Origin of the sequence: Winogradskyella rapida, assembly GCF_042675845.1 — a bacterium.
Classification (GTDB): Bacteria; Bacteroidota; Bacteroidia; order Flavobacteriales; family Flavobacteriaceae; genus Winogradskyella; species Winogradskyella rapida.
In genome coordinates this window covers 341,774-367,512 of record NZ_JBHTKM010000010.1, presented here as the reverse complement: position 1 = coordinate 367,512, position 25,739 = coordinate 341,774, and the positions used below count along the sequence as shown (strand labels likewise).

The following is a 25,739-nucleotide window of genomic DNA, read 5'->3' as shown; positions in this document are numbered from 1 at the left end:
TAAATTTGCACAAAGGCTAAAGGTAAATGATTTTAAAAGCATTTAAAGAAAAATCGAATCGAAAATATGTTAACAATTTATTGGCTGCACGTAAATCTAGAGTTAACCAAACTAAAATTAAAACGGTTGCTGTCCTTTTAAATGCTAACGAATTTCATGAATTTGAAGTCTTTAGAGTCTTTTTTAAATCTTTAGGTTTAGAGTCTCCGAAGCACAAAATTATAGCTTTTACTTTAGATGACAAATTAGAGCATAACCAATGGAATACGCATGTAAGTCCAAAAGACTTTGGTTGGAAAGGAAAAATTAAAAATGCCGACTTAGAGACTTTCATTAAGGAGCCTTACGATTTATTAATTAGCTTTTATAAAAATCCAGTGTTGCAGCTCGATTTAATTACGGCAGCCTCCAAGGCCCAATTTAAAGTAGGCATTACAAGAACCGATGAGCGGTTATACGATTTAATCATAGATGTCGATTTAAAAGACATCAACATTTTTAAACAAGAATTAAAAAAATACTTAAATATCTTAAATAAATTATAATGACTGAATTTATAGGAACAGGTGTGGCATTAATTACACCTTTTAACGCTGACTTAAGCATTGATTTTGATGCCTTAGAGCGTTTAGTAGAATATAATATTGAAAATGGAACGGACTATTTAGTAATAAGTGGAACCACAGGAGAGAGCGTAACAGTAACGCCAGAAGAGAAAAAAGAACTCATTGCATTTATATCTAAAGTTAATAAGGGAAGACTTCCTTTAGTATTAGGAATAGGAGGGAACAACACCTTAACAGTACTTGAAGAAATTAGAACCACAGATTTTACAGGGATTGATGGAATCTTATCTGTAACACCTTATTATAGTAAGCCAACACAAGAGGGGATTTATCAGCATTTTAAAGCTATTGCTGAAGTATCTCCAAAACCAATCATCTTATATAATGTTCCAGGACGAACGGCATCTAACATGACTCCTGAAACCACTTTACGTTTGGCTAAGGATTTTGAGAATATCGTAGCTGTAAAAGAAGCCGGAAATAATGTTCACCAGTATTTAGAATTATTAAGATCTAAACCAAAAGGCTTTTTAGTGTTGTCTGGAGATGACGATTTAGCTTTAGGTGTAGCCTTAGCAGGAGGATCGGGTGTGATTTCGGTTATCGGACAAGCCTTACCAAAAGAGTTTTCTGAAATGATCCGTTTAGGAATTGCACGCAAAGCGAAAGAAGCGTACGATATTCATTTTAAATTAATGCCAATTACCGGATTAATCTTTTCTGAAAATAACCCTTCAGGAATTAAAGCTGTATTAAGTGCGCTAAATATTTCTAAGCCTGTTGTGCGTTTACCGTTAGTAGAAGCAACAGATAACTTAAAATCTAAGATTGCTGCAGAACTTAAAGTTTTAGGTAAAAGTTAAACTTAGCATAAATTGATTTTTTGCGCTGAGGCAAGGTTTATTTTAGCGTATAATAAATTTTTTTTAAATCCGTTTATAATGTTTACTTTTGCACACTGTTTATTATTTATGAAGAGAGGAATATACATATTACTAGTCAGTATCTTATTTATTTCTTGTAGTGATTTTCAAAAGACGTTAAAGTCTGATGATACCGCTGCAAAATATGAAATGGCTACTGATTTATACGAGGCTGAGAAGTGGAATAAATCTTACAGATTGTTAGATCAAATTCTTCAACAATTTAGAGGAAAACCACAAGCAGAGAAGATTACTTTTATGCATGCGATGTGCTCGTATCAATTAGGGGATTACTATATTTCTAGTTTTCATTTTGATAAATTTACCGATGTGTATCCGCAAAGTGAAAAAGCTGAAGAAGCTGCTTTTTTAGCTGCAAAAGGGTATTATTACAACTCACCGGTATATTCTAAAGAGCAAAAAGAAACGGTTGAAGCGATTGAAAAGTTACAATTGTTCTTAAATCGTTATCCAAATTCTGAATACTTAAGTGAAGCCAATACTTTAGTAAAGGAGTTAGATTTTAAATTAGAGAAGAAAGCTTTTGAAATCGCAAAGCAATACAATACCATTGGTGAGTATAAAGCGTCTATTAAATCGTTTAATAACTTTTTATTAGAGTTTCCAGGGACATCCTTAAGAGGTGACGCCTTTTATTACCGCTTTAATTCTGCTTATAATTTAGCGATATTAAGTGTGGAGCATTTAAAAGAAGAACGTCTAAAAGATGCTATAAATTACTACAATGCCCTTAAAAAAGGCTATCCTAATTCAACCTATTCGGAGATTGCGGATATGATGAATGCGGATTTACAAAAAGAATTAAATACGTTTACTACAAAAAGTTGAACATTATAATGATGGATTTAAAAAAGACAGATGCACCAGTAAGTACAGTGACTTACAACCGAAATGAAATTGATGCTCCTACAGATAATATCTATGAAGCAATTTCTGTAATTGCTAGACGTGCCGAACAGATTAATACAGACATTAGACGTGAGTTAATTGACAAGCTTGAAGAGTTTGCAACTTACAATGATAGTCTTGAGGAAATTTTTGAAAACAAAGAACAAATTGAAGTTTCTAAGTTTTACGAAAAATTACCTAAGCCACATGCTTTAGCGGTAAAAGAGTGGATTGATAACAAAATTTATCATAGAAACACTGAGGATCCTCAGCCATAATTTAATAACCTTAGATGTCTATTCTAAAGGATAAGAATATTTTATTGGGCATTACTGCTGGTATTGCCGCATATAAATCTGCGAACTTAGTCAGATTATTTATTAAAGCAGGCGCTAACGTTAAAGTCGTTATGACGCCTGCTTCTAAAGATTTTATAACACCGCTTACACTTTCTACCTTATCTAAAAATCCGGTGTGTTCTTCATTTGTTGCTGAAGATGAGCAAAATGAAGATGATCAAGTTTGGAACAACCATGTTGATTTAGGACTTTGGGCCGATCTTTTTATTATCGCGCCCGCAACGGCAAATACTATGGCTAAAATGGCCAATGGTGTATGCGATAACATTCTTTTAGCCACCTATCTTTCTGCTAAATGTCCGGTGTATTTTGCACCTGCTATGGACTTAGATATGTATCAGCATGCGTCTACAAAAGCGTCGTTTGTAAAACTTCAATCTTATGGTAACACCATGATTCCGGCAGGAACGGGTGAGCTTGCTAGTGGTTTAATTGGAGAAGGTCGTATGGCAGAGCCAGAAGCCATTGTTGGTTTTATTGAAAAGGATATCTTAGATCAATTGCCATTAAGAGGGCAACACGTTTTAGTTACAGCAGGGCCTACCTATGAAGCTATAGATCCTGTTCGGTTTATAGGAAATCATTCCAGTGGTAAAATGGGCTTTGAGATTGCCAAAGCAGCTGCCAATTTAGGGGCTGAAGTAACTCTAGTCAGTGGGCCTACGCACCAAACAATAGATCATCATTTAGTCAGCTTGAAACCTGTGGTTAGTGCTGAAGAGATGTATAACGAAGTGCACAAGCATTTTTCAACAGCTCATATTGCTATTCTTTCTGCTGCGGTTGCAGATTACAGACCTAAAGAAGTGGCCAGTCAGAAAATAAAAAAGCAATCGGCAACGTTTACTATAGGATTAGAGAAAACTAAAGACATTTTAAAATCGTTAGGAACGCTTAAAACCAGTCAGTTTTTAGTTGGTTTTGCTTTAGAAACGAATAACGAATTAGAGCATGCTAAAGGCAAACTAAAAGCTAAAAACTTAGACCTTATTGTCCTTAATTCGTTACAAGATAAAGGCGCCGGTTTTGGAGTGTCAACAAATAAAGTTACATTTATAACGTCAGCAAATGACATTATAGAACAGGAATTAAAATCTAAAGCCGATGTCGCTAAAGATTTAATGCAATTGATCTTAAAACAAACCCATGCGTAATCTTTTATTGATTTTTACTTTCTTCCTTACTTTAACAAGTGTAGCACAAGAACTCAACTGTACAGTCAACGTCATTGCACAGCAAACCGGGAATGAAAACGATATTATTTTTAAAACCTTAGGGACACAACTTACAGAGTTTATTAATAATACCAAGTGGACCTCACAAAGCTTTGGCCCCCAAGAGCGCATTAATTGCAGTATGGTTATAAATGTAAAAGAGCAAAATAATAATGCCTTTTCAGCCACGCTTCAGGTGTCTTCATCACGTCCTGTTTTTAATTCAACCTATAGCACTCCGGTGTATAATTATAACGATAGAACTTTTAATTTTGAATATGTAGAATTTCAGAATTTGGTGTTTAATGAAACACAGTTCGAGTCTAATCTCATTTCAGTATTATCATTTCATGTGTATATGATTTTAGGAATGGATGCCGATACGTTTCAGCTTAATGGGGGCGACGACTATTTTACACAAGCACGGACCATTGCCAATTATTCACAACAACTCAGTGGTCAAGGTTGGAAGCTAGAAGACGGATTACAATCGCGATTTGCACTCATTAATAATTTAACCTCGCCAATGTATAAAGGCATTAGAGCGGCGTTATACAAGTATCATATTCAAGGATTAGACATCATGAATGAAGATGCTAAAGAAGGAAAATCTGAAATCATTTTAGCCTTAAATGAGCTTCAAAGCGTACATAGTGTAAGACCTAACTCTTACGTTATGCGTGTATTTTTCGATGCTAAAGCCGATGAGATTGCCGATATTTTTTCAGGTGGACCTAGCGTTAATATTAGAGACACCGTAGATCTTTTGGCTAAAATTGCGCCTATGCACTCACAGAAATGGAGAAGCATTAAGTACTAAATGCCTGCTTTTATTTAAAAAACGCGAGTGGCTTGCTTGTTGTGTTTTAAGCCTACCGAGTGTAAGACCGCTTTTAATGGCGAGTAAAACACTTAAAAATTAGAGTTATTTTTTAATTTTATATTCTTAAATCTATAGACGCTTGTTAACATCACTTCACATAAAAAATTACGCCCTTATAGATGAACTTAAAGTTTCATTTCATAATGGTTTTACAATTATTACAGGAGAAACCGGTGCGGGTAAATCCATATTATTAGGAGGTTTATCGCTTGTTTTAGGAAAACGTGCCGATTTAAGTCAGGTAAAAAATAGCAAAGAAAAATGTGTTATTGAGGCCGTTTTCGATATTGCCAATTATAATTTATCGGCATTATTTAAAACCTTAGATTTAGATTATGATGTACAAACCATCATTAGGCGAGAAATTTTACCTTCCGGAAAATCTAGAGCTTTCATTAATGATACACCCGTAACCTTAGAAAATTTAGGAGCTTTAAGTGCTTATCTTATAGATATCCACTCGCAGCAGCAAACACAACAAGTTACGCAAGATGATTATCAATTTAAAGTCATCGATGCCTTGGCCGAAAACCAATTGAATATAGAGGCGTTTTCAAAACAATTAAAGCATTATAAAAGTTTAGAAAAAACTTTAGAGCAGTTAAAGCAGTCTAAAGCCGAATTGATTAAGGAATATGATTACAATCTCTTTTTAACAAAAGAATTGACCGAAATTAATTTAGAAACTGTTGATTTAGAAGCCTTAGAAGCAGAATATGAAGCGCTTAATAATGTAGAAATTATTGGCGAAAAACTAACAAGCGCTAAGGCCATTTTAAATGCTGAACAATTGGGGGTTTTAGATCAGATTAACGCGTCTAAACAAGAGTTAACTAAAATTGCTTCCTTTGGTGCAGCCTATGAAAACCTAAAAGAACGCATTGTAAGTATTGGTATAGAGCTCGATGATATTTTGGTTGAAATTGATGACCTCGAAGAGAAACTTTCTACAGATCCTGAGGCCTTAGAGGGGATTAATACCAAACTTCAAATTATAAATAATCTGTTTCAAAAGCACGCCGTCTTAGATGTTAAAGCTTTAATTGAAATTAGAGATGCCTTACAATTAAAATTAAACGATACAGAAAGTTTAGACGATGCCATTGCAGATAAAGAGCAAGAGCTTGTAAAAGCCCAAGAAAAGCTTAAGCAAATGGCGCTTAAAATTCACAAGAATCGAAAAAAGGTCATTCCTGTATTCGTTTCAAAATTAGAAGCTATTCTTTCAGAATTAGGCATGCCAAATGCGAAATTTAAAGTCGAGTTAGAACCTTTAACGCACTTTGTTAAAAACGGAAATGATAATTTACAGTTCTTGTTTATGGCCAACAAAGGGTCTAGTTTTAATGAGCTTAAAAAATCTGCTTCTGGAGGAGAGTTGTCGCGTATTATGTTAGCCATTAAATCTATTCTAGCAGATTACATACAGCTGCCTTCCATTATGTTTGATGAGATTGATACGGGAGTTTCTGGAGAAATTTCTAATAAAATGGGAGATATCATGAAACAAATGAGTCTAAAAATGCAAGTATTTAGTATTACCCATTTACCTCAAATTGCAGCAAAAGGAAGTGCGCACTTTAAAGTGTTTAAAACCGATATTGATGATGTTACGCATACCAACCTTAAAAAACTATCAGAAGAAGAGCGTATTGTAGAGATAGCTCAGATGCTAGGAGGTGTAGCCATTACAGATTCTGCCATGGCACATGCCAAACAATTATTAAATTAATAAACAACAGATCAAGTCTTAATCAACGGGTTTTAGGTTAACATTGCTTATAGGCTTTGAAACCAATATATAAGCGAGGGAAGGCCTCTAGAGTGAATTTTAAAGTTTCTAACGTAGAATGAAGCTTAAACCGCTGTAAAGAAACCTATTGTAATAATATTAATAGACGTAGAGGTTAGAAGAAGGGAAGGCTAAAGGGCCTATGCTGGTCATATGGCAGATTTAGGAATTAAAACCGACTAATAAGTTTAAAGTTTTATTAACTTTGAACTCTTAATATAGCTTATCAATAAATAAAAAATAACATGTCTTATAATTTATTAAAAGGAAAACGAGGAATCATATTTGGTGCCTTAGATGAAAACTCTATCGCTTGGAAAACAGCAGAACGTGTACATGAAGAAGGCGGAACATTTGTTTTAACAAATGCACCAGTTGCGATGCGTATGGGGCAAATTAATGAGCTTGCAGAAAAAACAGGTTCTCAAATCATTCCTGCAGATGCGACTTCTGAAGAAGATTTAAAAAACTTAGTAGAGCAATCTATGGAGATTTTAGGAGGTAAAATTGATTTTGTATTGCACTCTATAGGGATGTCTATTAATGTAAGAAAAGGAAAACATTATACAGATCAAAATTATGCATGGACTCAAAAGGGAACTGATGTTTCAGCCATGTCTTTTCATAAAGTAATGCAAACCTTATACAAAGCAGATGCTATGAATGAGTGGGGAAGTATTGTTGCTTTAACCTATATGGCTGCACAACGCGTATTTCCAGATTATAACGATATGGCAGATAATAAAGCCTTTTTAGAAAGTGTTGCTCGTAGCTTTGGTTATTTCTTCGGAAAAGATAAAAAAGTACGTGTTAATACCATTTCACAATCGCCAACACCAACAACTGCAGGTAGCGGGGTTAAAGGGTTTGACGGTTTTATTGCCTATGCTGAAAAAATGTCGCCTTTAGGAAATGCTACGGCATTAGACTGTGCAAATTACACCGTTTCTCTATTTAGTGATTTAACAAAACGTGTAACATTACAAAACCTTTACAATGATGGAGGTTTTAGTAATATGGGAGTTAGTGATGCTGTTATGGAAGCTTTTGTAGATCAGCAACAGTAGAAGAATAGAATTAATAATAAACGATTAGCCATTATGTTTAAGCATAATGGCTTTTTTTATGTCCGTAAATTGATGAATTTTAAAATAGAACTTAAAGCTAATGTTAAATATTTAACACTTTAAAAGGTTAATGTTTTTTGTCGGTATTTTCTTCATTTAAACGAATTGAAAGTTAAAGCTAAGTATATTACAGGGAATTAACATATTTTTAAAGAATAACTAACTTAAATTATTTTTTATGAAGAAAATTACTTTATTATTATTGGTGTTATTTGCTTTTTCATGGCAGAGTAATGCTCAAATTTTTATCGATGAAAGTCTCGATTCAGGCTTTCCTTCTGGATGGACACAATATAGTTACTTTACTAACAGTATCTCCACATATTTATGTGAAGGAACAGGTAATATCGCTGATAATATGTATAGCTCAGCATCGAATGATGGTTCATTGACCTCTCCAAATTATGTAGGGATTTCAAATGGTACTGATACATTAGTTGAATTTGATTGGTTGGCTAGACCTTATGCATCCAATGCAGTTGATTACATTATATATGTTGAATATTCAACTAATGATGGTACCGATTGGAATTTAATTTCTTCTTTTGCAGTTACAGAAACTACAGCTTGTACTACTTATAGTGAAGTTATTACGGCTGACAATTTAATATCAGGATCAGATTTTAAATTTAGAATTAGAGGTGAATGGCAAAGTGGAGATAGTTATTTTTATTTAGATAATCTTTATCTTTCTCAAACTATAAGTTGTCCACAACCTTCAGATTTATTAGCAAGCAATATCACATTAGACGCTGTTGATCTTAGTTGGGTTGCAGGTGGATCAGAAACTGATTGGACATATGAATATGGTGTTTCTCCTTATACACAAGGAGATGGTGGTATTACTGGTTCTTTAACGAGCCCAATGTTAAGCTTATCAGGTTTAACAGCAGGTGAAAGTTATGATATTTATGTACAAGCTAATTGTGGCGTAGATTCTGGTGATAGTAATTACGTTACTTTATCATGGACACAAGCTAATATTGGTGATGATTGTACAAACCCAATCGTTATAAACGCTTTGCCGTATAACACTACAGACGATACTGTAAATTATAGTAATTTTTTCGGGAATGGTGATAGTGTTTGTAATGCTAATTATTTAAGTGGAAATGACGTTGTGTATACATATACACCAAGCGCAGATGTTAATATTAATTTAGATTTAACAGAATTAACAGCTACGTGGTCAGCCATTCATTTATTAGATGGATGTCCTACGGATGAAGCAACCGCTTGTGTAGGTTTTGTAGGTTCTAGTGGTAGTGCTGATAGAGGTATTGAAGCTGTAGATGTTCTTGGAGGAACTACATATTATATTGTGATTTCTACATACGCATCACCAAATTCTGTGGGTTACACTTTAGATATTACAGAAAACACTTGTACAGATGCTACAGCGGCATACACTGTAGTTAGTGATTGTGAAGCTAGTGGTGGGTTTAACATAGAAGTAGATATTACGGATATGGGAACAGCTACAGATATTACAGTAATTGACGATCAAGGTAGTGATGCTCAAGCAGCAACGGAAGCAACTACCTTAACTTTTGGTCCTTATGTAAATGGTACGGACGTAGTTATTACAATAGCTGATGATAATGATGAAAGTTGTGAACAATCAAGTGATGCCTTAACGCAGTCAGTGTGTCCTCCATCTAATGATGATTGTTCAGGTGCAGAGGTGTTAACTGTTGAAAATGAAATAACTGATTTAGATTCTGCTACTCAGATTGCAGCATCTATAGATGGAGCGACAGACTCAGGTATTGAAGCCTGTGCAGGTAGTAATGCAAATGATGATGTTTGGTTTAGTTTTGTAGCGACGTCAACAAGTGCTAATATTGATGTAACTGATGATTTTGATGGTGTAGTTGAATTATTTAATGGAGCTTGTGGTAGTTTAGTATCAATTGAATGTGATGATTATGATTCTACATTTGGTAATCCAAGAATTAGTCGTACTGATTTTGTAGTTGGTGAAACTTACTATGTAAGAGTTTTTCATTATTATGGTTACACAACAGCTTCACCAGATTTCACAATTGCAATATGGTCTCCTGATGAAGCTTTAGGAATCAATGATTTTGAAAAAGAAGCCGCATTTACTTACTATCCAAACCCAGTTAAAAACACATTATCTTTAAATGCTCAAAACTCTATAGAGCAAGTGACAATGTACAATATGCTAGGTCAAGAAGTATTAAGAGCTACTCCTAATACTGTTGATAGTGAATTAGATATGTCTCAGTTACAAACGGGTACTTACTTTGTTAAAGTAACTATTGCAAATGTGACTAAAACGATTCGAGTAATTAAGCAGTAGAAACTGTCATGCATGATAAATGCATAACTTAAATACGCTATTTTATTATTATAAATGAGTTAAAACCAGAGAAGATCACTTCTCTGGTTTTTTTTTGTTTAAGGTTATAGGTAAGTGAACTTTATTATTATTATTATTATTATCAAAATCATTAAAATCAAAAAAGTCTTAGGGGAATGGGGCTCAATTTTTATAAGTTTTGTAGGTCTAATAAGTTCATAGTCTTGAATGAATAGACTTATGGTTTTTTAAATTGGTGATTTCATCGAATTTATGAGCTGTTTGGCGATTGGGTAATTTGTGATGAAGTATTCTTGTTGTTTTAACATATTTTTAGAGAATAATCTTACTTAAAATACATTTTTATGAAAAAAATTACTTTATTACTTATTGCTTTGTGTCTCGGATCTGTAGCGTGGGCGCAATGTACAAGCGGAACTCCCTATGAAGGCGCTGTTTTGGAAAATAATGGAACTATAGAACAGCAATCTATTTGTAATTTTTCTGGCGAGTATAGCGAAACTACAGGGATTATAGATGGTGACACCTATACGTTTTTCTCAGATATAGATACTGATTTCCTAACCATAACGAGTTCTGATGGTAGTGTAATCTATGGTTATGGGATAACCCCGGTAACGCTAACGATTAATACCATACCCGATGTTAATGATCAAGCTGTAAATGTATATTACCATATTAATGAATATTGTTCTACGGATATCTATACTTGTCGTCGCACAAGTGTAAGAAATGATACTGTTGCTGAAGGTGCGTGTTTATCTCCTCTTGAGGTTGAACTCAGTAATATAGAAGATGCCTCTGCTGAACTTTCTTGGGAGACCAATGGTATTAGCGTTATTGATTATACAGTAGAAGTGTATTTGGTAGGAGAAAGTGCATCTAATTCAAATACGCCTGTGTTTGCTAATGCCAACGTTGAAGGTGAGAGTGTTCTACTAACTGGGCTTTCTGCATTAACAGAATACGATGTTTATATTAATGCCAACTGTGGAGGGGCTACTACAACGAGTGGGTTAACAAGTTTAAACTTTACCACGACAGCGTCTTGTGAGCCAACTTCAGACCTTGATTTAGAAAATGTTATGTCTAATTCTGTTGTGGTGACGTATACACCAGGTACAGGAAATAGTACTTTTTTAGTTGAAATTTATCTTGAAGGAGAGAGCGCAGCCTTAGGAAATACACCCGTTTATTCTAATGCTTCGGTGACAGAAGCTTCAGAGTATGTGGCTAATTTAGTTGAAGAAACAGCTTATGATGCTTTTGTTACAGGATTTTGTGATGGTGTCGCTACGGATTTGGTAGGCCCTGAGTCATTTGCAACAGTTGCGACTCCTCCAGCAAACAATGATTGTTATAATGCCCAAATAATTGTTCAAGAAACGGAGATTAGTGATGAGGACGCTGCAACACCTACATTAAGCACTATAGAAAATGCTCTACCATCTGGTGTTCCGGCAGAAGTATGTGATGGTTTTGAAGGTGATGCAAATGATGATGTTTGGTTTTCTTTTGTGGCCTTAACAGAGAATGTAACTATTAATTACGACCTTACTTTTGATGGGGTTGCTGTGTTATACACCGGTACTTGTGATAACTTAACCTATGTAACTTGTGCTGATAATTACGGGAATTCGGAAACAATTAATGCGACGGACTTAACGGTAGGTGAGACGTATTATACGCGTATATATCAGTATGATACAGCTCCAACAGAAGGTAAAACTTTTGAAATAAAAATTTGGTCATCAGATGAGAGCCTATCTACAACTGATTTTGAAAATGAGTCCGCATTTACTTACTATCCTAATCCTGTTTCGCAAAGCTTAACTTTAGATGCTAAGCGTACTATAGAACAGGTAGTAATGTATAATATGTTAGGACAAGAGGTTTTAAGTCTAACACCTCAGACTTTAACGAGTCGTATAGATATGGATCAATTACCATCAGGGACCTATTTTGTAAAAGTTAGCATTGCTAATACTACGGAAACCATTAGAGTGATTAAAAAATAAGAGAAATCAACTTAAGTTTATATAAAAGCCGCTTTAAAAGCGGCTTTTTTTTGGCGTAAATCGTATATGTTGCGGAGCCATAAAAAACATGAAAAATGGAACTATTTAAAGTGGTTTTAGCTTTAATTGTCACCTTAGTATTATTTACCTTTGTAAGATATGGCAGCGATATATTTTTCTTTTATTATACCCGTTTATAACAGACCTCAAGAGGTTAAAGAACTTTTGCAAAGTTTTTTAAGTTTAGAAGGGCAGCATCAGTATGAGATTGTTATTGTAGAAGATGGCTCTACAGAAAGTTCAGAGCAGGTTGTAGATACGTTTAAAGAGCAGTTAGAAATTTCTTACTTTAATAAACCAAATTCAGGACCCGGCGATTCTAGAAACTATGGAATGCGAAACGCCAAGGGAAATTATTTTATCATCTTAGACTCTGATGTTTTATTACCACCACACTATTTAAATACAATTTCATCATTTTTAAGGGAAACCTATTACGATTGTTTTGGCGGACCAGACGCGGCACATTCGTCTTTTACACCGCTACAAAAAGCAATTAATTTTGCTATGACTTCTTTTATTACAACTGGTGGAATTAGAGGAGGAGCGGAGAAGATTGAAGATTTTCAACCCCGAAGTTTTAATATGGGCTTATCTAAAGCCGCGTTTTTAGCCACCGGCGGCTTTGGTAAAATCCATCCCGGTGAAGATCCCGATTTATCACTTCGTTTACAACAATTAGGTTACAAAACAGTTTTAATTGCTAAAGCTTTTGTTTACCATAAGCGACGGATCTCTTGGTCTAAGTTTTATAAACAAGTCCATAAGTTTGGACAAGTAAGGCCCATTTTAAATCAATGGCATCCAAGTTCTAAAAGTGTGGTGTATTGGTTACCAACCGTATTTAGCTTAGGAATGCTCATCGCGGTCCTTTTAGCTTTGTGGTCCTCTTATTTCCTCTTATATTTATATGGTGTTTATTTTGCGTTGGCTTGGATCTTAGCTCTAATTTCAAATAAAAATATTAAAGTGGCTTGTATGGCATTATGCGCTATAAGTATTCAATTTTTTGGCTATGGTTATGGCTTTTTAAAATCGACAATTGCACTCGTTATATTAAGAAAGACGCCAGAAACGGCATTTCCTCATTTATTTTTTAACTAAACAATGAATTCAAAAAAAAAGACTAACATTATAGATTACCTGAAAAAGAAAAATTTTAAAAGGTTCAGTCTCTTTTTTCTTGTTGCCTTTGTGTTTTTAATTTTCTCTAAACTCTCTAATGATTATAAACAGACCATACGTTTAAAGGTGAAATTGATTCATGTAGATGATGAAATTTTAATTAAAAAAGATTCCTCTAATAGTATTGAAGCTTATGTAGAGGCCAAGGGGTTTTCGTTAATGCCTTTTATTTTTGATAATACTAAAGCCTTAATTGTTGATGCTAAAACAGATGTTACGGTCCGCTCTGATTATTTTGTTTTTGACGTTACCAAGCACAAATATCTTATAGAGCGACAATTTGGGGATGCTTACCATTTAATTTCGGTAATTCCAGATACGTTGGCGATAGCCTATTCTAAACGCGCTTCAAAAAAACTTCCTATTACATTTAAAAAAGAAATAGCGTATAGTGTGGGCTATGATTTAAAAGGTGGCTTTGCCTTAGAAATGGATAGTGCAAAAGTGGTGGGGCCTGTAGAGGAGATTTCAAAAATGGAAACCATTACAACAGAAACCTTAAAGCTTAACGAGGTGAAAACGGATATTAATAGCAGTGTAGGTTTAGACATCTCGGCTTTTAAAAATGTAGAAGTCTTTCCTAAAACCATAAATGTTAAAGGAAAGGTAGCGCGTTTTACCGAAGGGGTCATAGAGGTTCCTATTACTATTATTAACCAACCCGAAGATGTGGTTATTAATTATTTTCCTAAAACCGTTACATTGAGCTATTATGTAGATTTAGATCAGTATAACCATATTAAGGCTTCAGATTTTAAAGTGGCATGTGATTATTTGGACCGCGAAGAAAATCAAAGGTTTTTAGTTCCAAAGGTGGTGCAGTCTTCAGAATTTGTAAAGTATGTAAACATTAAGCAGAAACAAATTGATTTTATAGAATTATAATATGGTTGTAGGATTAACAGGAGGCATAGGAAGTGGTAAAACCACCATTTTAAAATATTTTAAATCCTTAGGCGTACCGGTCTATATTGCAGACCAAGAAGCTAAGGCCTTAATGAATTCATCAACAGAGATTAAGCAACAGTTAATCCGTTTGTTTGGTGACGAGGCCTATAAAGAGGGCGTGTTAAATAGAGCGTTTTTATCGGCAAAGATTTTTAGCGATAAAGCCTTACTCCAAAAAATGAATGCCATAGTACACCCTAAAGTGGCGGCGCATTTTAAAACTTGGTTACAGCAACAAGAGGCACCTTATGTCATTAAGGAAGCAGCCATTATTTTTGAAAATAACCATCAAGATCAGTACGATTATATTATTACCGTCATAGCAGATGAGGCTTTGCGTATACAACGTGTTATGGCTAGGGATGGGGCTACCGAAGACAAAGTAAAGTCTATTATTAAAAATCAATGGTCAGACGCAGACAAGGTAAAAGCTTCAGACTTTGTTATCGTTAACAACAGCTTAAAAGAGGCCAAGGATAAAGCCTTGCAAATTCATAATTCCTTACTAAAAAAGTTAAATCCCTAATTATACACTTTCATTTGTTAACATTAGGTTAAACCTAATTTGCACTAAATGTTAAAATGTTAAATTTGGGAAATGAACAAAAAACTATTCGTGTTATTAATAGTCCTAATGAGTTTATCGCTCATAGGGATTATTTTTGTACAAGCATTTTTCATAAACAACAGTTTAGAAAATGAGAATAAAAATTTTACGTTTAGTGTAAGACGATCATTAAGTTTGGTGTCTCAGGCTATTGAAGACTATGAGTATCGCGATTACTTTATGAAGCTTCAGCCTTACTTAAGTCAAGACAATAAGGCCGATTCCTCAATCATTAAACAATTATTTATTGCTACGGAAGATGATGTTAATGATAAGACCATTATTCACCGTAATACCGTTTTAGAAGAACGCTTTAAAGTGCCTTCTTTGTTCTTTGAAATTGATGCCGATAGTTTTAACGTTAGTAAATTATCTAGTGAACGGGTTACCGAAACATATAATAATACCAGTATTGATGGTAATAGAAGAATAGACCCACAAACACAATTAAGAGAATATTCGTCTTTAAGTGCTTTAGATAAGCAGGTATATGAAGATACCTTTAAGACCTTGTTAAAAGACACTCCTGTTTATAAGCGTGTTTCTGCTGCGCAAGTAGAAACCTTTTTAAAGCGCGAGTTAAGAGCAGAAGGAATTGATTTAGATTTTGAGTTTGCCATTTATGATGATGATTTAGCGACTAAAGTAAGATCTGAAAATTTTGAGTTAATCGATGGGGAAGCCTATGGAGTGCCTGTTTTTTTAGATGGTAATAATGAAAGTAGTTACAATCTTTGGGTTGACTTTACAGGACGAAAAAAATACCTGTTGTCCTCAATTTTATGGATGATTGTATTGTCTATTGTTTTTACAGGAATTATCATTTTAGCTTATTCTAGCGCTATTTATCAATTGATAAGACAGCGACAGATTTCTCAGATTAAGACCGATTTTATAAATAATATGACGCATGAGTTTAAAACCCCTATTGCGACTATAAATTTAGCTTTAGACTCTATAAAAAATCCTAAAATTATTTGCGATCAAGAAAAGGTAAGACGTTACTTAGGCATGATTAAAGAAGAGAATAAGCGGATGCATGCGCAGGTAGAAAATGTGTTGCGTATTTCTAAGCTTGATAAAAATGAGCTGAATATTAGTAAGGAACGCCTAGATATGCACGACTTAGTAGAGGATGCCATTACCCATGTGGAGTTAATAGTAGAAGATAGACAAGGTTATGTAAAAAGCCATTTAGACGCAGAGCATACTTCTATATTGGCTAATGACACGCATTTTACTAATGTGGTGGTTAATATATTAGACAATGCTATAAAATACTCGGATAATGCACCAATGATTGATGTTTATACTGAAAATGTAGGGAATAGCATTATTTTAAAAGTGGTAGATCAGGGTAACGGAATGTCTAAAGCGGTAGCAAAACGTGTGTTCGAAAAATTTTATAGAGAACACACCGGAAACGTACATAATGTAAAAGGACATGGCTTAGGTTTAGCCTATGTTAAAAAAATAGTAGATGACCATCATGGTCATATTTCAGTAGAAAGTGAAAAAGGAAAAGGCAGTACTTTTATAATAAAGATGCCGTTAATATCATAAAAACGAATTATGGAAGAGCAAAATAAAAAAATTCTTTTGGTAGAAGACGATCCAAATTTTGGAACTGTTTTAAAAGATTATTTAATGATGAATGATTACGAAGTAGTCCATGCCAAAAACGGAATGGAAGGCTTTGAAAAATTCAAAAAAGATGATTATGATCTTTGTATCCTAGATGTCATGATGCCTTATAAAGATGGCTTTACCTTGGCTAAGGAAATTAGAGAAAAGAATGAAGATGTGCCTATTATTTTCTTAACCGCTAAGGCTATGAAAGAAGACGTTCTTAAAGGTTATAAAGTGGGGGCAGATGATTACCTTAATAAGCCTTTTGATAGTGAAGTTTTATTGATGAAAATCAAGGCCATTATGCAACGTAAAGCTAAAGACACCGTTGCAGATAGCAAACAATTTGAATTTAAAATTGGGCGCTTTGATCTTAACTCTAAATTGCGTTTCCTTAAATTTGATGGTGGCGAACCGTCTAAATTATCTCCTAAAGAGAATGAATTATTACGCCTTTTAGCTTTACATGAAAATGATTTAATGCCTAGAGAATTAGCATTAACAAAAATTTGGCGTGATGATAACTACTTTACATCACGAAGTATGGATGTTTATATTGCGAAATTACGTAAGTATTTAAAACCAGATCCAAGTGTAGAAATCTTAAATATACATGGAGAAGGATTTAGATTGGTGGTAAACAAATAAGTCCAAATAAATTAGATTTATAAAAAAATCCAGTGGTTAATTCCGCTGGATTTTTTGTGTTTTATAAGACAAACTTCAACCTTTCAAAATTAAAGTTGAGCTTCTATATAACTTATAATTTGTGAGATATCGGTTTTATAATCAAACCATTCTATGGAAGGATCTTTCCTAAACCAGGTAAGCTGGCGTTTAGCAAAGCGTCGTGTGTTCTTTTTTATTTCAGAAAGGGCAAAATCTAAACTATGATGGTCTTCAAAATATTGAAACAGCTCTTTATAACCCACCGTATTTAAGGCATTGAGATCTTTATAAGGGAGTAATCCTTTTACTTCATCTAACAAGCCATTTTCAACCATAAGATCTACACGTTGGTTAATACGATCGTAGATTATAGAACGCTCGGCATTAAGTCCAATACTTATAGTTTTAAACGGACGCTCTTTTTCAGGATCGGTTAAAAAGGAGGTATAAGGTTGTCCAGTGCCAATACAAATTTCTAAAGCTCTAATAACCCGTTTAGGATTATCAATAGCAATGGTACGGTATGCCTTAGGATCTAAAGTTTTTAATTGCTCATGAAGAACTTCTAAACCATCTTTTTCAAATTTGGCATTAAGATCTGTTCTTATCTGCGCATCAACCTCCGGAAAATAATCTAAACCATCCTTTACAGCTTTTACATACAAGCCCGAACCGCCTACCATGACTACAACGTCCTGTTTTTGGTGTAACTCTTGAAGTTTTAAAATGGCTTCACGCTCAAAGTCTCCAACGTTATAAGTGGTCTGTATCGATTTATTTTGAATAAAATGATGTGGAGCAGCCTGCAATTCTTCAGTAGAGGGTACCGCAGTACCAATATTCATTTCTTTAAAGAATTGACGCGAGTCGGCCGAAATAATTTCGGTATTAAAATGCTGCGCTAATTTTATACTTAAAGCCGTTTTGCCAATAGCCGTTGGGCCTACAATAGAAATAAGAAATTTAGGGGATGGGTGTGCCATTGGTATTTTAAAAGGTTAAAGGTGGAGTTGGTTACCACAATTGTAACAAAAGTCGGCATTATCTCTATGATTAGAGACATGACAGTTAGAACAATGTTGCGAGTTCAGATGAATGGTTACATGTTGTGTAGGGTCATTTTCCTGATCGTAGTTATTAGATTCTAAAGACTTTTTTTCATCATCGCTCTGTTTTCCAGATCTAATGTACTCAGCAGAAACAATTCCGGTAGGTACAGCAATAATTCCGTAACCCAAAATCATAATAAAAGTTGTAATAAGTTGTCCTAAGGCCGTTTGTGGCGCAATGTCTCCAAAACCTACAGTGGTTAAGGTAACCACACACCAATAGATACTTTTGGGTATGTTGTCAAAACCATTAGCCTCGCCTTCCACCAAATACATAATGGTTCCGAAAATGACCGACGTAATCATCACCGCAAATAAGAATACCATAATTTTTACGCGGCTAGCAATAAGTGAGGCTTTTAAATGATTAGAAGCACCGAGATAACGCGCCAATTTTAGAATTCTAAAGACTCTTAACAGACGAAGCGCACGTAAGGTGACCAACGCTTGTGAGCCTACAAAAACAAAGGATAAATACATAGGTATGGTAGAGAGAAAATCTACGATACCGAAAAAACTAAAGACATATTTTAAGGGTTTCTTTACGGAAATGATGCGTAAAATATATTCAACAGAAAACAAAATAGTCACCACCCATTCACCGACATATAAGAGTTGATGGTATTCTTCATCAATACTTGCAATACTTTCTAACATCACCAAAATGATACTGAAGATGATGAGTACCAATAAAATAATATCAAAGAGTTTACCAGAGGGTGTGTCGGCCTCATAAATCACTTCGTGAATTTTATGTTTCCATTTTTGTTTTTGTTGAGAATCCATAGGCATTAAAAGTCTAAAAAAGTATCACTATTGATTTTCTAAAACAATTACTGAATTGTTTTGAAGTTCTACAACCTTATCCATAAATTGTTTTAGATAAGGATAATATTCAGGTAAATAAATGGGTTTATTAAATTGGATTTTAAAATAAAGCGTTAGTACTTCATCTTTCATATTGGTATTAAATAGTATTCGTCCGCCATTATTAGGTAAGGCATAATTAACGGAAGAAGGCATTTCTACTATTTTTAAATTATCATTAAGATCTATTTTTACTTTATACATAAAAATGCTTTTGTAACCAAAATCTATAGGGTATGTTCTTTCTTGTAATTGAAAAGGGTTCTTATTAAAAAATTTTAAAATAAAGGGGTTTAAGTAAATTTTGTTACCTATAATTTCAGGTTCTAAAGAAAAATTTAAAGTTTCATTAAATTCTGACTTTGTTTTATCGTAATCATTAATGTTATGATCAATGATTTTAATATCAGTGTAATTATTAATGCTGTTCTCTTTATAATTTGTAGAGTTTTCCTCAAACTGTTTTTTTTTATTATATGAATAATACCCTTTAGAATTACTGTTTATTCTTCCTGTAAAATGGTCATCTTCATATGAAAATAACTCTATACTGTGTGATTTTAAAGAGTTGTCATTAACAATGATATCTTCCCAATGACTTCCATTATCAAAATCTATAAGTCTTCCGTATTGATTTAAAGTTCTAAAAGGTAATTCTCCAAAAACGAGAAAAGGATCAGTAGCATCTAAATAATAGCTTTTTTCATCTATTGTAATTTTTAGGATGACATAGTTAAAGTCACTAAGTACAGGATAGATTTTAGTTATTAAACCATTTTGTCTGGTAGATATTAAGATAGGGTAGGCTTTGATACCTTCAATATTTAATAAATTTTCTAAGAGTAAATTAATTTCAAAAGAACTTCCTACTTTCTCTTTATTTAAAGTTTTTATTGAAACATCATACCTTTCAGATTTACCGTTCCATTTATAATTATCAAGAACAAATTGATAAATAGCTTTCGCTTTAGTTAGCTTATCAGAAATTAGAGAAATGGACTCTGGTAATACATTTTTTACGAGACTCTTTTTACTAATCTGTCTTCCAAAATCTCCATCGGTCTCTAATTCTTTATCCGCATTTTTCCATGTTTTGGCTATTTTCTTAACAACGCCATCAAATCCACGGAACACACTTAGTTCATATTCTATTCTAGAAATATAATTTAACTCTGTAGTGGTATAATCTTCCAATTTATAGGCGGGTATATTTTTCATCACATACTTAGAAATCCCACAGTCTGAATAACCATTACGCCCCACTTCTAAACATTTTTTTTCTAAACTAACATCATTAGTGTCTAAAGGAATACCACCAACTAATTTTACATGATATTCGTAATTACCAGGAATACTAGTGTTGTATTCGCTGTACATTACAGGGTCTTGTCCTTGGAAATACCACGGCTGATATTTAGACATAAATTTAGATTGTGTTTCATATCTAACCGTTAAAACACTTCCTACTTTTACTTGTGGCAAAGCAAACTTTACTAAAGTATAGTTTTCATTTTCCTCTTTAAAAATAGCGTCCTTAGATAAATGACTTTTAACAATTTTCCCATTAACTAAATTGTAGGTCGTAGCACTAATGTTTTCAATTTTTTCTTCAGAAGATTTTCCTTTATAGAGTTTAACTTCAAATTGGCCTCGTTCTATTCCTTCGGGTCTTAAAATTTTTATTTTTCTTTGATTTTGTACTCTAAGCCAAAATGTATTTTTATCCACAAAACTGTTACCATAATCGTAAATAACAAGAGCATTTGCAGTAGAGTCTTTACTGTAAGAGGTGAGTTCTAAATCACTTCTAGAAACAGACATAGCCGTATTGTATTCTTGAGAAAAACCAATAATGCTGATAAAAAATACAACGATAAACAACCTTAATTTCATGAAAATCTATTTTAAATCTACTATTTTTAATCGCTTATTACGCCTCATATAATTCTGAATAATATGCTGCGTATCTCTATTGTTTTCCATCGGCGTAATGATTGACGATAGAATAGCTCTATTATTGATTTGATGATTTAAATCAAAGTATCCCATTCCTTTAAAAATACCGTTCTCAATTAAAAACACGGTTTTTTCTTCAATGGTACGTCCTCGATCTATAATCAGCATGTCCTTGTTTTGGTAGCTATACTTGTCAATAAGCTGCTTTACACGTTGGTTGTATGCCGCCACAGGTTCCTCATTAATGCAAGCCCCTTCGCATTCTTTAACATCGTATTTAAAACAACCGCTTTTAGTGGTATATAAACCGGTTAATTTCTGACAAAGCTCAAATTGGTCTACCGCTTTAAACAAAAAGTTTTTAGCACTTAAGCGCGTACTAAAAGTGATTATAGGCGTTTCTTGACGATTAGATTTGTCTATTTCTAGATTAATATAGCCGTTGCTGTCTGTATATTGGTATAAGGCATGTGTAAAAATGGTACGTCTTAAAGCCCTATTAAAAATAGGCTTATGCGTTTTTATTTCAGCACTTTCTTTTAATAACGCGGCGAGTTCACTACCCGTTTTTTCATAGGTTACCGTATTGACTAAGCGTTGTATTTTTTTTGATTTTGAATTGGTACCCGTAAAATGCTGAACAATACGTTTTCTTATATTATTGCTCTTACCGATATAGATAATTTCGCCATCCGCATTATGGATGTAATACACGCCTGTATCTGAAGGTAAGTTGTCAATGATATCTTTTAAATTAGGCGCTATGCTCGATTTTTTTTCCACCTTAATAGCGTCCTTAACAATAGCTTTATCTAAATCTTTATGAAGCAACATTTTAAATAACTTCACCGTAGCCATAGCATCACCATTAGCACGGTGTCTGTCGCTCATAGGTATGCCTAAAGAACGGGTGAGTTTACCCAAACTGTAAGAGGGCATATCTGGAATAAGTTGTTGTGAGAGCTCAACAGTACAAAGGGTCTTGCGTTTAAAAGGAAAGCCTAAACGTTTAAATTCGGTCTTTAGAATTCTATAATCAAAAGAAGAATTATGGGCAACGATGATGCAGTCTTCCGTAATTTCAACAATGCGTTTTGCAACTTCGTAAAACTTAGGCGCATTTTTAAGCATATTAGAATTTATGCCTGTTAAATTGACGACAAAAGGTTGAATTTCGCGCTCCGGATTAACCAAAGAAATAAACTGATCTACAATGGCGTGACCGTCAAATTTATAAATTGCTATCTCAGTTATGCCTTCTTCATTGAACTTACCACCGGTGGTTTCTATGTCTAATATTGCGTAAATAACGTTATAAATTTTAAGGTTTAATCGTAGGCAGAAAACTGCTACAGCATTGAGAACTAGTTATTGTAATTCCGAGATCCAAAGATACGACTTCCTACACGAACCATAGTACTTCCATTTTTAATGGCCAGCTCATAATCACCACTCATTCCCATACTTACAATTTGAAGTTCTGAATGCTCGGCTTTAAGCGCAGTAAAAGTGCGTTTTAAGTATTGAAACTCATTTTCAACCTGTTCAAGGTCTTCTGTAAATGTAGCCATTCCCATGAGACCAACAATACGAATATGTTTTAATTCTGAAAATTCTTCCGATGCTAACAGTTGTGAAGCCTCATCAGCAGACATTCCGAACTTGCTATCTTCTTCGGCAATTTTAATTTGAAATAAGCAGTCTATAATGCGGTTGTGCTTTTCGGCTTGTTTATTAATTTCTTTTAAGAGTTTGAAGCTGTCTACACCATGAATTAAGCTTACAAATTCGGCCATATATTTAACCTTATTACGCTGAACGTGTCCAATCATATGCCACTCAATATCTTTTGGCATTTCGGCATGTTTCTCAGCCATTTCTTGGATCTTGTTCTCTCCAAAAATACGTTGACCAGCATTGTAAGCTTCCATTAAATCTGAAACAGGTTTTGTTTTAGACACTGCAACCAATGTTACAGTTTCCGGTAGGCTTGCTTTTATTTCTTTTAAATGTTTTGTAATGCTCATGAGTTTGTAAATGAATTATAAAATGCGTTAGCTTTAATAATTTGTAGTTCTTTAATATTCATAAATGGTAATGCCGCTCCTTAATTTTGGTAAAATATAGGTGCTTTTTGGCGGCATGGTTAAACCTTCATCGGCAATTTGTTTCATTTGGTGTACGTTAGAGGGGCATAAACCAAAACCCACTTTAAACGCACCGCTATCTACACTGCTTTTTATAGTCACCATTTCGTGTTGACCATTAACATACGAAATTCTGTCGTTATGCCTTAAATCGTCAATACCTAATAAAGGCTGAAGAATGGTTTTATATAATATCTGTGCATCTAAGGCATCTAATGCCGTATGAAACTCATAGGCCGTTTTTCTTAAAAATAAAGAATAAAATTCACCATCTAAATACATACTAAAATGATGCGCCTCTTTAGGCTGATAAGGCATAATGCCTCTATTTTCTATCCTGAAAGTGGTATCGAGCTGAATTAAAAATTCTTCCTTAGTAAACCCGTTGAGATCTTTTACCAAGCGGTTAAATTCTTGAATAACCAATTCCGATTCCGGAATTAAATAAGACATAAAATAATTGTAAGACTCATTGCCTTGATGCTTCGGGTTTTTAGCTCTTTCATCTTTATATAAAAGATAGGAGGATGCTGAGCGGTGATGTCCATCGGCAATGTAAACCGTTTTCATCTTTTTAAATTCCTCTTGTATAATACCAATAGTTTTAGGGTCTTCTACTTTCCAGAGATAATGCGTATCCCTATAGGTCATAGTAAACTCAAACTCGGCATAACCTTTTTGCGTGTCTTTTATAATCGCTGCAATGACGGCATTGTCAGGATACGTTAGTAATACAGGCTCAGCGTTAAAGCCTACGGTTTGAAGGTAAGATTTAAAGGTTTCTTCACGTTGAGCAATAGTGTCTTCGTGCTTTTTTATCAGATTCTTTTCATAATCTTCAGCACTAGCTGCCGCTATAATACCATTAAACTCATGCCCATGTCTATTTACAATTTTATAGACATAAAACGATGGGGTTTCATCTTGAACAAAAATACCGTCTTCTTTAAATTCTAAATAACGATTTTGAACCATTCGGTAGCGTTCTTTACCGGTAACTTCCTGATCATATTTATAACCTGGATTGACGATATGAAGAAAACTAAAAGGATTATAGGCCATTCTGGACTCGCGCTCATCTAAAGTATAACTTTGATAAGGGCGCGCCGCAACGAGGCCTACAATGGCTCTTGTGGGTTTTACAGCTTTAAATGGAATAATATTCGGCATGGATATTTAAAAGTATAAGTCTTTAAGTATGGAGTTTGAACTAAAATAACGATGCTTTTTGTTATAGACGCTACTTGGGTTGAAGTCTTATAAATTGCTGTTACGCCTTTTGCTTTCAATTAAAAATGAACCTACATTAAAATAAGAATCCTTTTAAATAGAATCGTGTGGCTTCAATACCATCGCCGAGGGCTAAGCTTTACAGCTCTAAAAAAAAACTGTAAAGCTTAAAATTGGGCTTTAGTGTTTTGCAAACTGTTCAGACACTTTTTCTGCTTTTCTACTTTCTGCATAATCATAAAATCCTTCTCCAGATTTAACGCCTAATTTTCCAGCCATTACCATATTGACTAACAGTGGGCAAGGGGCGTACTTTGGGTTTTTAAATCCGTCATACATAACGTTTAAAATCGATAGGCAAACATCTAAACCAATAAAATCAGCCAGTTGTAATGGTCCCATTGGGTGTGCCATACCTAGCTTCATAACAGTATCTATTTCTTCAACTCCAGCAACACCATTATAGAGGGTTTCTATAGATTCGTTAATCATTGGCATTAAAATACGATTGGCTACAAAACCAGGGTAATCATTGACCTCTGTTGGAACTTTACCAAGTGTTTTTGAGAGTTCCATAATGCTTGTGGTCACTGCATCACTCGTGTTATAACCTCTTATAATTTCAACCAATTTCATTATTGGCACCGGATTCATAAAGTGCATACCAATAACTTGTTCTGGTCTTGAGGTTGCCGCAGCAATCTGAGTGATTGATATTGATGAGGTGTTGGTTGCCAAAATGGTGTGTGCTTCACAAACCTCGTCTAGTTGTTTAAAAATTTTAAGCTTTAAGTCTAGGTTTTCCGTAGCGGCTTCTACAACTAAGTCTACATTTTTAACCCCTTCTTGGGTGTCGGTAAATGTAGTAATGTTGCCTAAGGTCTCTGCCTTATCAGCAGCACTTATTTTTTCTTTAGCAACCATACGGTCTAAATTACGAGCAATGGTATCCATTCCACGTTTTAAAGAGGCGTCGTTAAGATCAATAAGTTGTACTTTAAATCCAGATTGTGCAAAGGTATGGGCAATACCATTCCCCATAGTTCCTGCACCTATAACAGCGATGTTTTTCATAAATAAAAAAGCCCAAATTAGCCTTCCTAGAGCGAAGGAATTCTTACGTGGGCGAAATAAGAATTTTGTTAATGCTTTATCTATTTATATAAAGTAAAGCGTTTATTTAGTTATACTATA

At 34.2% G+C, this 25,739-nt stretch carries 22 protein-coding genes; 15 read left to right on the top strand and 7 right to left on the bottom strand.

Annotated features, from left to right (window positions below; translation table 11 throughout):
- Window positions 1-26: 26 nt before the first annotated feature.
- The 15 genes from ACFQ13_RS03480 to ACFQ13_RS03410 all read left to right on the top strand — a co-directional run bounded on the left by ACFQ13_RS03480 (window position 27) and on the right by ACFQ13_RS03410 (window position 17,215).
- A complete protein-coding gene (locus ACFQ13_RS03480) occupies window positions 27-545 on the top strand; it encodes a DUF6913 domain-containing protein (RefSeq protein WP_386114055.1) in 519 nt (172 codons plus the stop codon).
- Window positions 545-1,429, top strand: a complete 885-nt coding sequence (dapA, locus tag ACFQ13_RS03475) for a 4-hydroxy-tetrahydrodipicolinate synthase (protein WP_386114053.1) — start codon at window positions 545-547, stop codon at window positions 1,427-1,429. The genes ACFQ13_RS03480 and dapA overlap by 1 nt, the downstream gene beginning before the upstream one ends.
- Window positions 1,430-1,537: 108 nt before the next feature.
- Window positions 1,538-2,338, top strand: a complete 801-nt coding sequence (locus ACFQ13_RS03470) for an outer membrane protein assembly factor BamD (protein ID WP_386114050.1) — start codon at window positions 1,538-1,540, stop codon at window positions 2,336-2,338.
- Between the two features lie 11 nt (window positions 2,339-2,349).
- The gene (locus tag ACFQ13_RS03465; protein WP_386114137.1) at window positions 2,350-2,676 is read left to right on the top strand and encodes a DNA-directed RNA polymerase subunit omega; all 327 of its coding nucleotides are present in this window, start codon (window positions 2,350-2,352) and stop codon (window positions 2,674-2,676) included.
- Between the two features lie 14 nt (window positions 2,677-2,690).
- A complete protein-coding gene (coaBC, locus tag ACFQ13_RS03460; protein ID WP_386114047.1) occupies window positions 2,691-3,911 on the top strand; it encodes a bifunctional phosphopantothenoylcysteine decarboxylase/phosphopantothenate--cysteine ligase CoaBC in 1,221 nt (406 codons plus the stop codon).
- Window positions 3,904-4,791: a type IX secretion system protein PorD gene (porD, locus tag ACFQ13_RS03455; RefSeq protein ID WP_386114045.1), complete on the top strand. Its 888-nt coding sequence runs from the start codon at window positions 3,904-3,906 to the stop codon at window positions 4,789-4,791. Before coaBC ends, porD begins: the two co-directional genes overlap by 8 nt.
- A gap of 142 nt (window positions 4,792-4,933) precedes the next feature.
- Window positions 4,934-6,586, top strand: coding sequence for a DNA repair protein RecN (gene recN / locus ACFQ13_RS03450; RefSeq protein ID WP_386114042.1), 1,653 nt, complete (start codon window positions 4,934-4,936; stop codon window positions 6,584-6,586).
- Between the two features lie 305 nt (window positions 6,587-6,891).
- Window positions 6,892-7,713, top strand: coding sequence for an enoyl-ACP reductase FabI (locus ACFQ13_RS03445; RefSeq protein ID WP_386114039.1), 822 nt, complete (start codon window positions 6,892-6,894; stop codon window positions 7,711-7,713).
- A gap of 265 nt (window positions 7,714-7,978) precedes the next feature.
- Window positions 7,979-10,099, top strand: coding sequence for a T9SS type A sorting domain-containing protein (locus tag ACFQ13_RS03440; RefSeq protein WP_386114135.1), 2,121 nt, complete (start codon window positions 7,979-7,981; stop codon window positions 10,097-10,099).
- A 365-nt stretch (window positions 10,100-10,464) separates the two neighbouring features.
- Window positions 10,465-12,138 (top strand): T9SS type A sorting domain-containing protein, encoded by a 1,674-nt coding sequence (locus ACFQ13_RS03435; protein WP_386114037.1) that lies wholly within the window; start codon window positions 10,465-10,467, stop codon window positions 12,136-12,138.
- A 159-nt stretch (window positions 12,139-12,297) separates the two neighbouring features.
- Window positions 12,298-13,302, top strand: a complete 1,005-nt coding sequence (locus tag ACFQ13_RS03430; RefSeq protein WP_386114034.1) for a glycosyltransferase — start codon at window positions 12,298-12,300, stop codon at window positions 13,300-13,302.
- A 3-nt stretch (window positions 13,303-13,305) separates the two neighbouring features.
- Entirely contained in the window at window positions 13,306-14,268 is a 963-nt protein-coding gene (locus ACFQ13_RS03425) for a hypothetical protein (RefSeq protein WP_386114033.1), read from the top strand.
- Window position 14,269: 1 nt separating this feature from the next.
- Window positions 14,270-14,857 carry a dephospho-CoA kinase gene (gene coaE, locus ACFQ13_RS03420; RefSeq protein ID WP_386114030.1) on the top strand — a complete coding sequence of 196 codons (588 nt, stop codon included), beginning with the start codon at window positions 14,270-14,272 and terminating at the stop codon, window positions 14,855-14,857.
- A 108-nt stretch (window positions 14,858-14,965) separates the two neighbouring features.
- A complete protein-coding gene (locus ACFQ13_RS03415; RefSeq protein ID WP_114310444.1) occupies window positions 14,966-16,501 on the top strand; it encodes a sensor histidine kinase in 1,536 nt (511 codons plus the stop codon).
- 9 nt (window positions 16,502-16,510) lie between these two features.
- Complete coding sequence (locus tag ACFQ13_RS03410; protein ID WP_386114028.1) at window positions 16,511-17,215, top strand: response regulator transcription factor; 705 nt, start codon at window positions 16,511-16,513, stop codon at window positions 17,213-17,215.
- Between the two features lie 89 nt (window positions 17,216-17,304).
- Here ACFQ13_RS03410 and miaA read toward each other — a convergent pair whose 3' ends face one another.
- The 7 genes from miaA to ACFQ13_RS03375 all read right to left on the bottom strand — a co-directional run bounded on the left by miaA (window position 17,305) and on the right by ACFQ13_RS03375 (window position 25,619).
- Window positions 17,305-18,219: a tRNA (adenosine(37)-N6)-dimethylallyltransferase MiaA gene (miaA, locus tag ACFQ13_RS03405; RefSeq protein ID WP_386114026.1), complete on the bottom strand. Its 915-nt coding sequence runs from the start codon at window positions 18,217-18,219 to the stop codon at window positions 17,305-17,307.
- 15 nt (window positions 18,220-18,234) lie between these two features.
- Window positions 18,235-19,131 carry an ion transporter gene (locus ACFQ13_RS03400; RefSeq protein ID WP_386114023.1) on the bottom strand — a complete coding sequence of 299 codons (897 nt, stop codon included), beginning with the start codon at window positions 19,129-19,131 and terminating at the stop codon, window positions 18,235-18,237.
- A gap of 27 nt (window positions 19,132-19,158) precedes the next feature.
- Window positions 19,159-21,105, bottom strand: coding sequence for a DUF3857 domain-containing protein (locus ACFQ13_RS03395; RefSeq protein WP_386114020.1), 1,947 nt, complete (start codon window positions 21,103-21,105; stop codon window positions 19,159-19,161).
- A gap of 6 nt (window positions 21,106-21,111) precedes the next feature.
- Window positions 21,112-22,476, bottom strand: a complete 1,365-nt coding sequence (locus tag ACFQ13_RS03390) for an exonuclease domain-containing protein (protein WP_386114133.1) — start codon at window positions 22,474-22,476, stop codon at window positions 21,112-21,114.
- 56 nt (window positions 22,477-22,532) lie between these two features.
- Window positions 22,533-23,195 carry a YggS family pyridoxal phosphate-dependent enzyme gene (locus ACFQ13_RS03385; RefSeq protein WP_386114019.1) on the bottom strand — a complete coding sequence of 221 codons (663 nt, stop codon included), beginning with the start codon at window positions 23,193-23,195 and terminating at the stop codon, window positions 22,533-22,535.
- 51 nt (window positions 23,196-23,246) lie between these two features.
- Window positions 23,247-24,485 carry a DUF1015 domain-containing protein gene (locus ACFQ13_RS03380; protein WP_386114017.1) on the bottom strand — a complete coding sequence of 413 codons (1,239 nt, stop codon included), beginning with the start codon at window positions 24,483-24,485 and terminating at the stop codon, window positions 23,247-23,249.
- Window positions 24,486-24,725: 240 nt separating this feature from the next.
- On the bottom strand, window positions 24,726-25,619 hold the full coding sequence (locus tag ACFQ13_RS03375) for a 3-hydroxybutyryl-CoA dehydrogenase (RefSeq protein WP_386114014.1): 894 nt from the start codon (window positions 25,617-25,619) through the stop codon (window positions 24,726-24,728).
- Between the last annotated feature and the right edge of the window lie 120 nt (window positions 25,620-25,739).

Bases quoted from the DNA above. Each gene is read 5' to 3' on its own strand.
- ACFQ13_RS03480 (WP_386114055.1), top strand. From the start codon at position 27: ATGATTTTAAAAGCATTTAAAGAAAAATCGAATCGAAAATATGTTAAC.
- dapA (WP_386114053.1), top strand. From the start codon at position 545: ATGACTGAATTTATAGGAACAGGTGTGGCATTAATTACACCTTTTAAC.
- ACFQ13_RS03470 (WP_386114050.1), top strand. From the start codon at position 1,538: ATGAAGAGAGGAATATACATATTACTAGTCAGTATCTTATTTATTTCT.
- ACFQ13_RS03465 (WP_386114137.1), top strand. From the start codon at position 2,350: ATGGATTTAAAAAAGACAGATGCACCAGTAAGTACAGTGACTTACAAC.
- coaBC (WP_386114047.1), top strand. From the start codon at position 2,691: ATGTCTATTCTAAAGGATAAGAATATTTTATTGGGCATTACTGCTGGT.
- porD (WP_386114045.1), top strand. From the start codon at position 3,904: ATGCGTAATCTTTTATTGATTTTTACTTTCTTCCTTACTTTAACAAGT.
- ACFQ13_RS03445 (WP_386114039.1), top strand. From the start codon at position 6,892: ATGTCTTATAATTTATTAAAAGGAAAACGAGGAATCATATTTGGTGCC.
- ACFQ13_RS03435 (WP_386114037.1), top strand. From the start codon at position 10,465: ATGAAAAAAATTACTTTATTACTTATTGCTTTGTGTCTCGGATCTGTA.
- ACFQ13_RS03430 (WP_386114034.1), top strand. From the start codon at position 12,298: ATGGCAGCGATATATTTTTCTTTTATTATACCCGTTTATAACAGACCT.
- ACFQ13_RS03425 (WP_386114033.1), top strand. From the start codon at position 13,306: ATGAATTCAAAAAAAAAGACTAACATTATAGATTACCTGAAAAAGAAA.
- coaE (WP_386114030.1), top strand. From the start codon at position 14,270: ATGGTTGTAGGATTAACAGGAGGCATAGGAAGTGGTAAAACCACCATT.
- ACFQ13_RS03415 (WP_114310444.1), top strand. From the start codon at position 14,966: ATGAGTTTATCGCTCATAGGGATTATTTTTGTACAAGCATTTTTCATA.
- ACFQ13_RS03410 (WP_386114028.1), top strand. From the start codon at position 16,511: ATGGAAGAGCAAAATAAAAAAATTCTTTTGGTAGAAGACGATCCAAAT.
- miaA (WP_386114026.1), bottom strand. From the start codon at position 18,219: ATGGCACACCCATCCCCTAAATTTCTTATTTCTATTGTAGGCCCAACG.
- ACFQ13_RS03400 (WP_386114023.1), bottom strand. From the start codon at position 19,131: ATGGATTCTCAACAAAAACAAAAATGGAAACATAAAATTCACGAAGTG.
- ACFQ13_RS03395 (WP_386114020.1), bottom strand. From the start codon at position 21,105: ATGAAATTAAGGTTGTTTATCGTTGTATTTTTTATCAGCATTATTGGT.
- ACFQ13_RS03385 (WP_386114019.1), bottom strand. From the start codon at position 23,195: ATGAGCATTACAAAACATTTAAAAGAAATAAAAGCAAGCCTACCGGAA.
- ACFQ13_RS03380 (WP_386114017.1), bottom strand. From the start codon at position 24,485: ATGCCGAATATTATTCCATTTAAAGCTGTAAAACCCACAAGAGCCATT.
- ACFQ13_RS03375 (WP_386114014.1), bottom strand. From the start codon at position 25,619: ATGAAAAACATCGCTGTTATAGGTGCAGGAACTATGGGGAATGGTATT.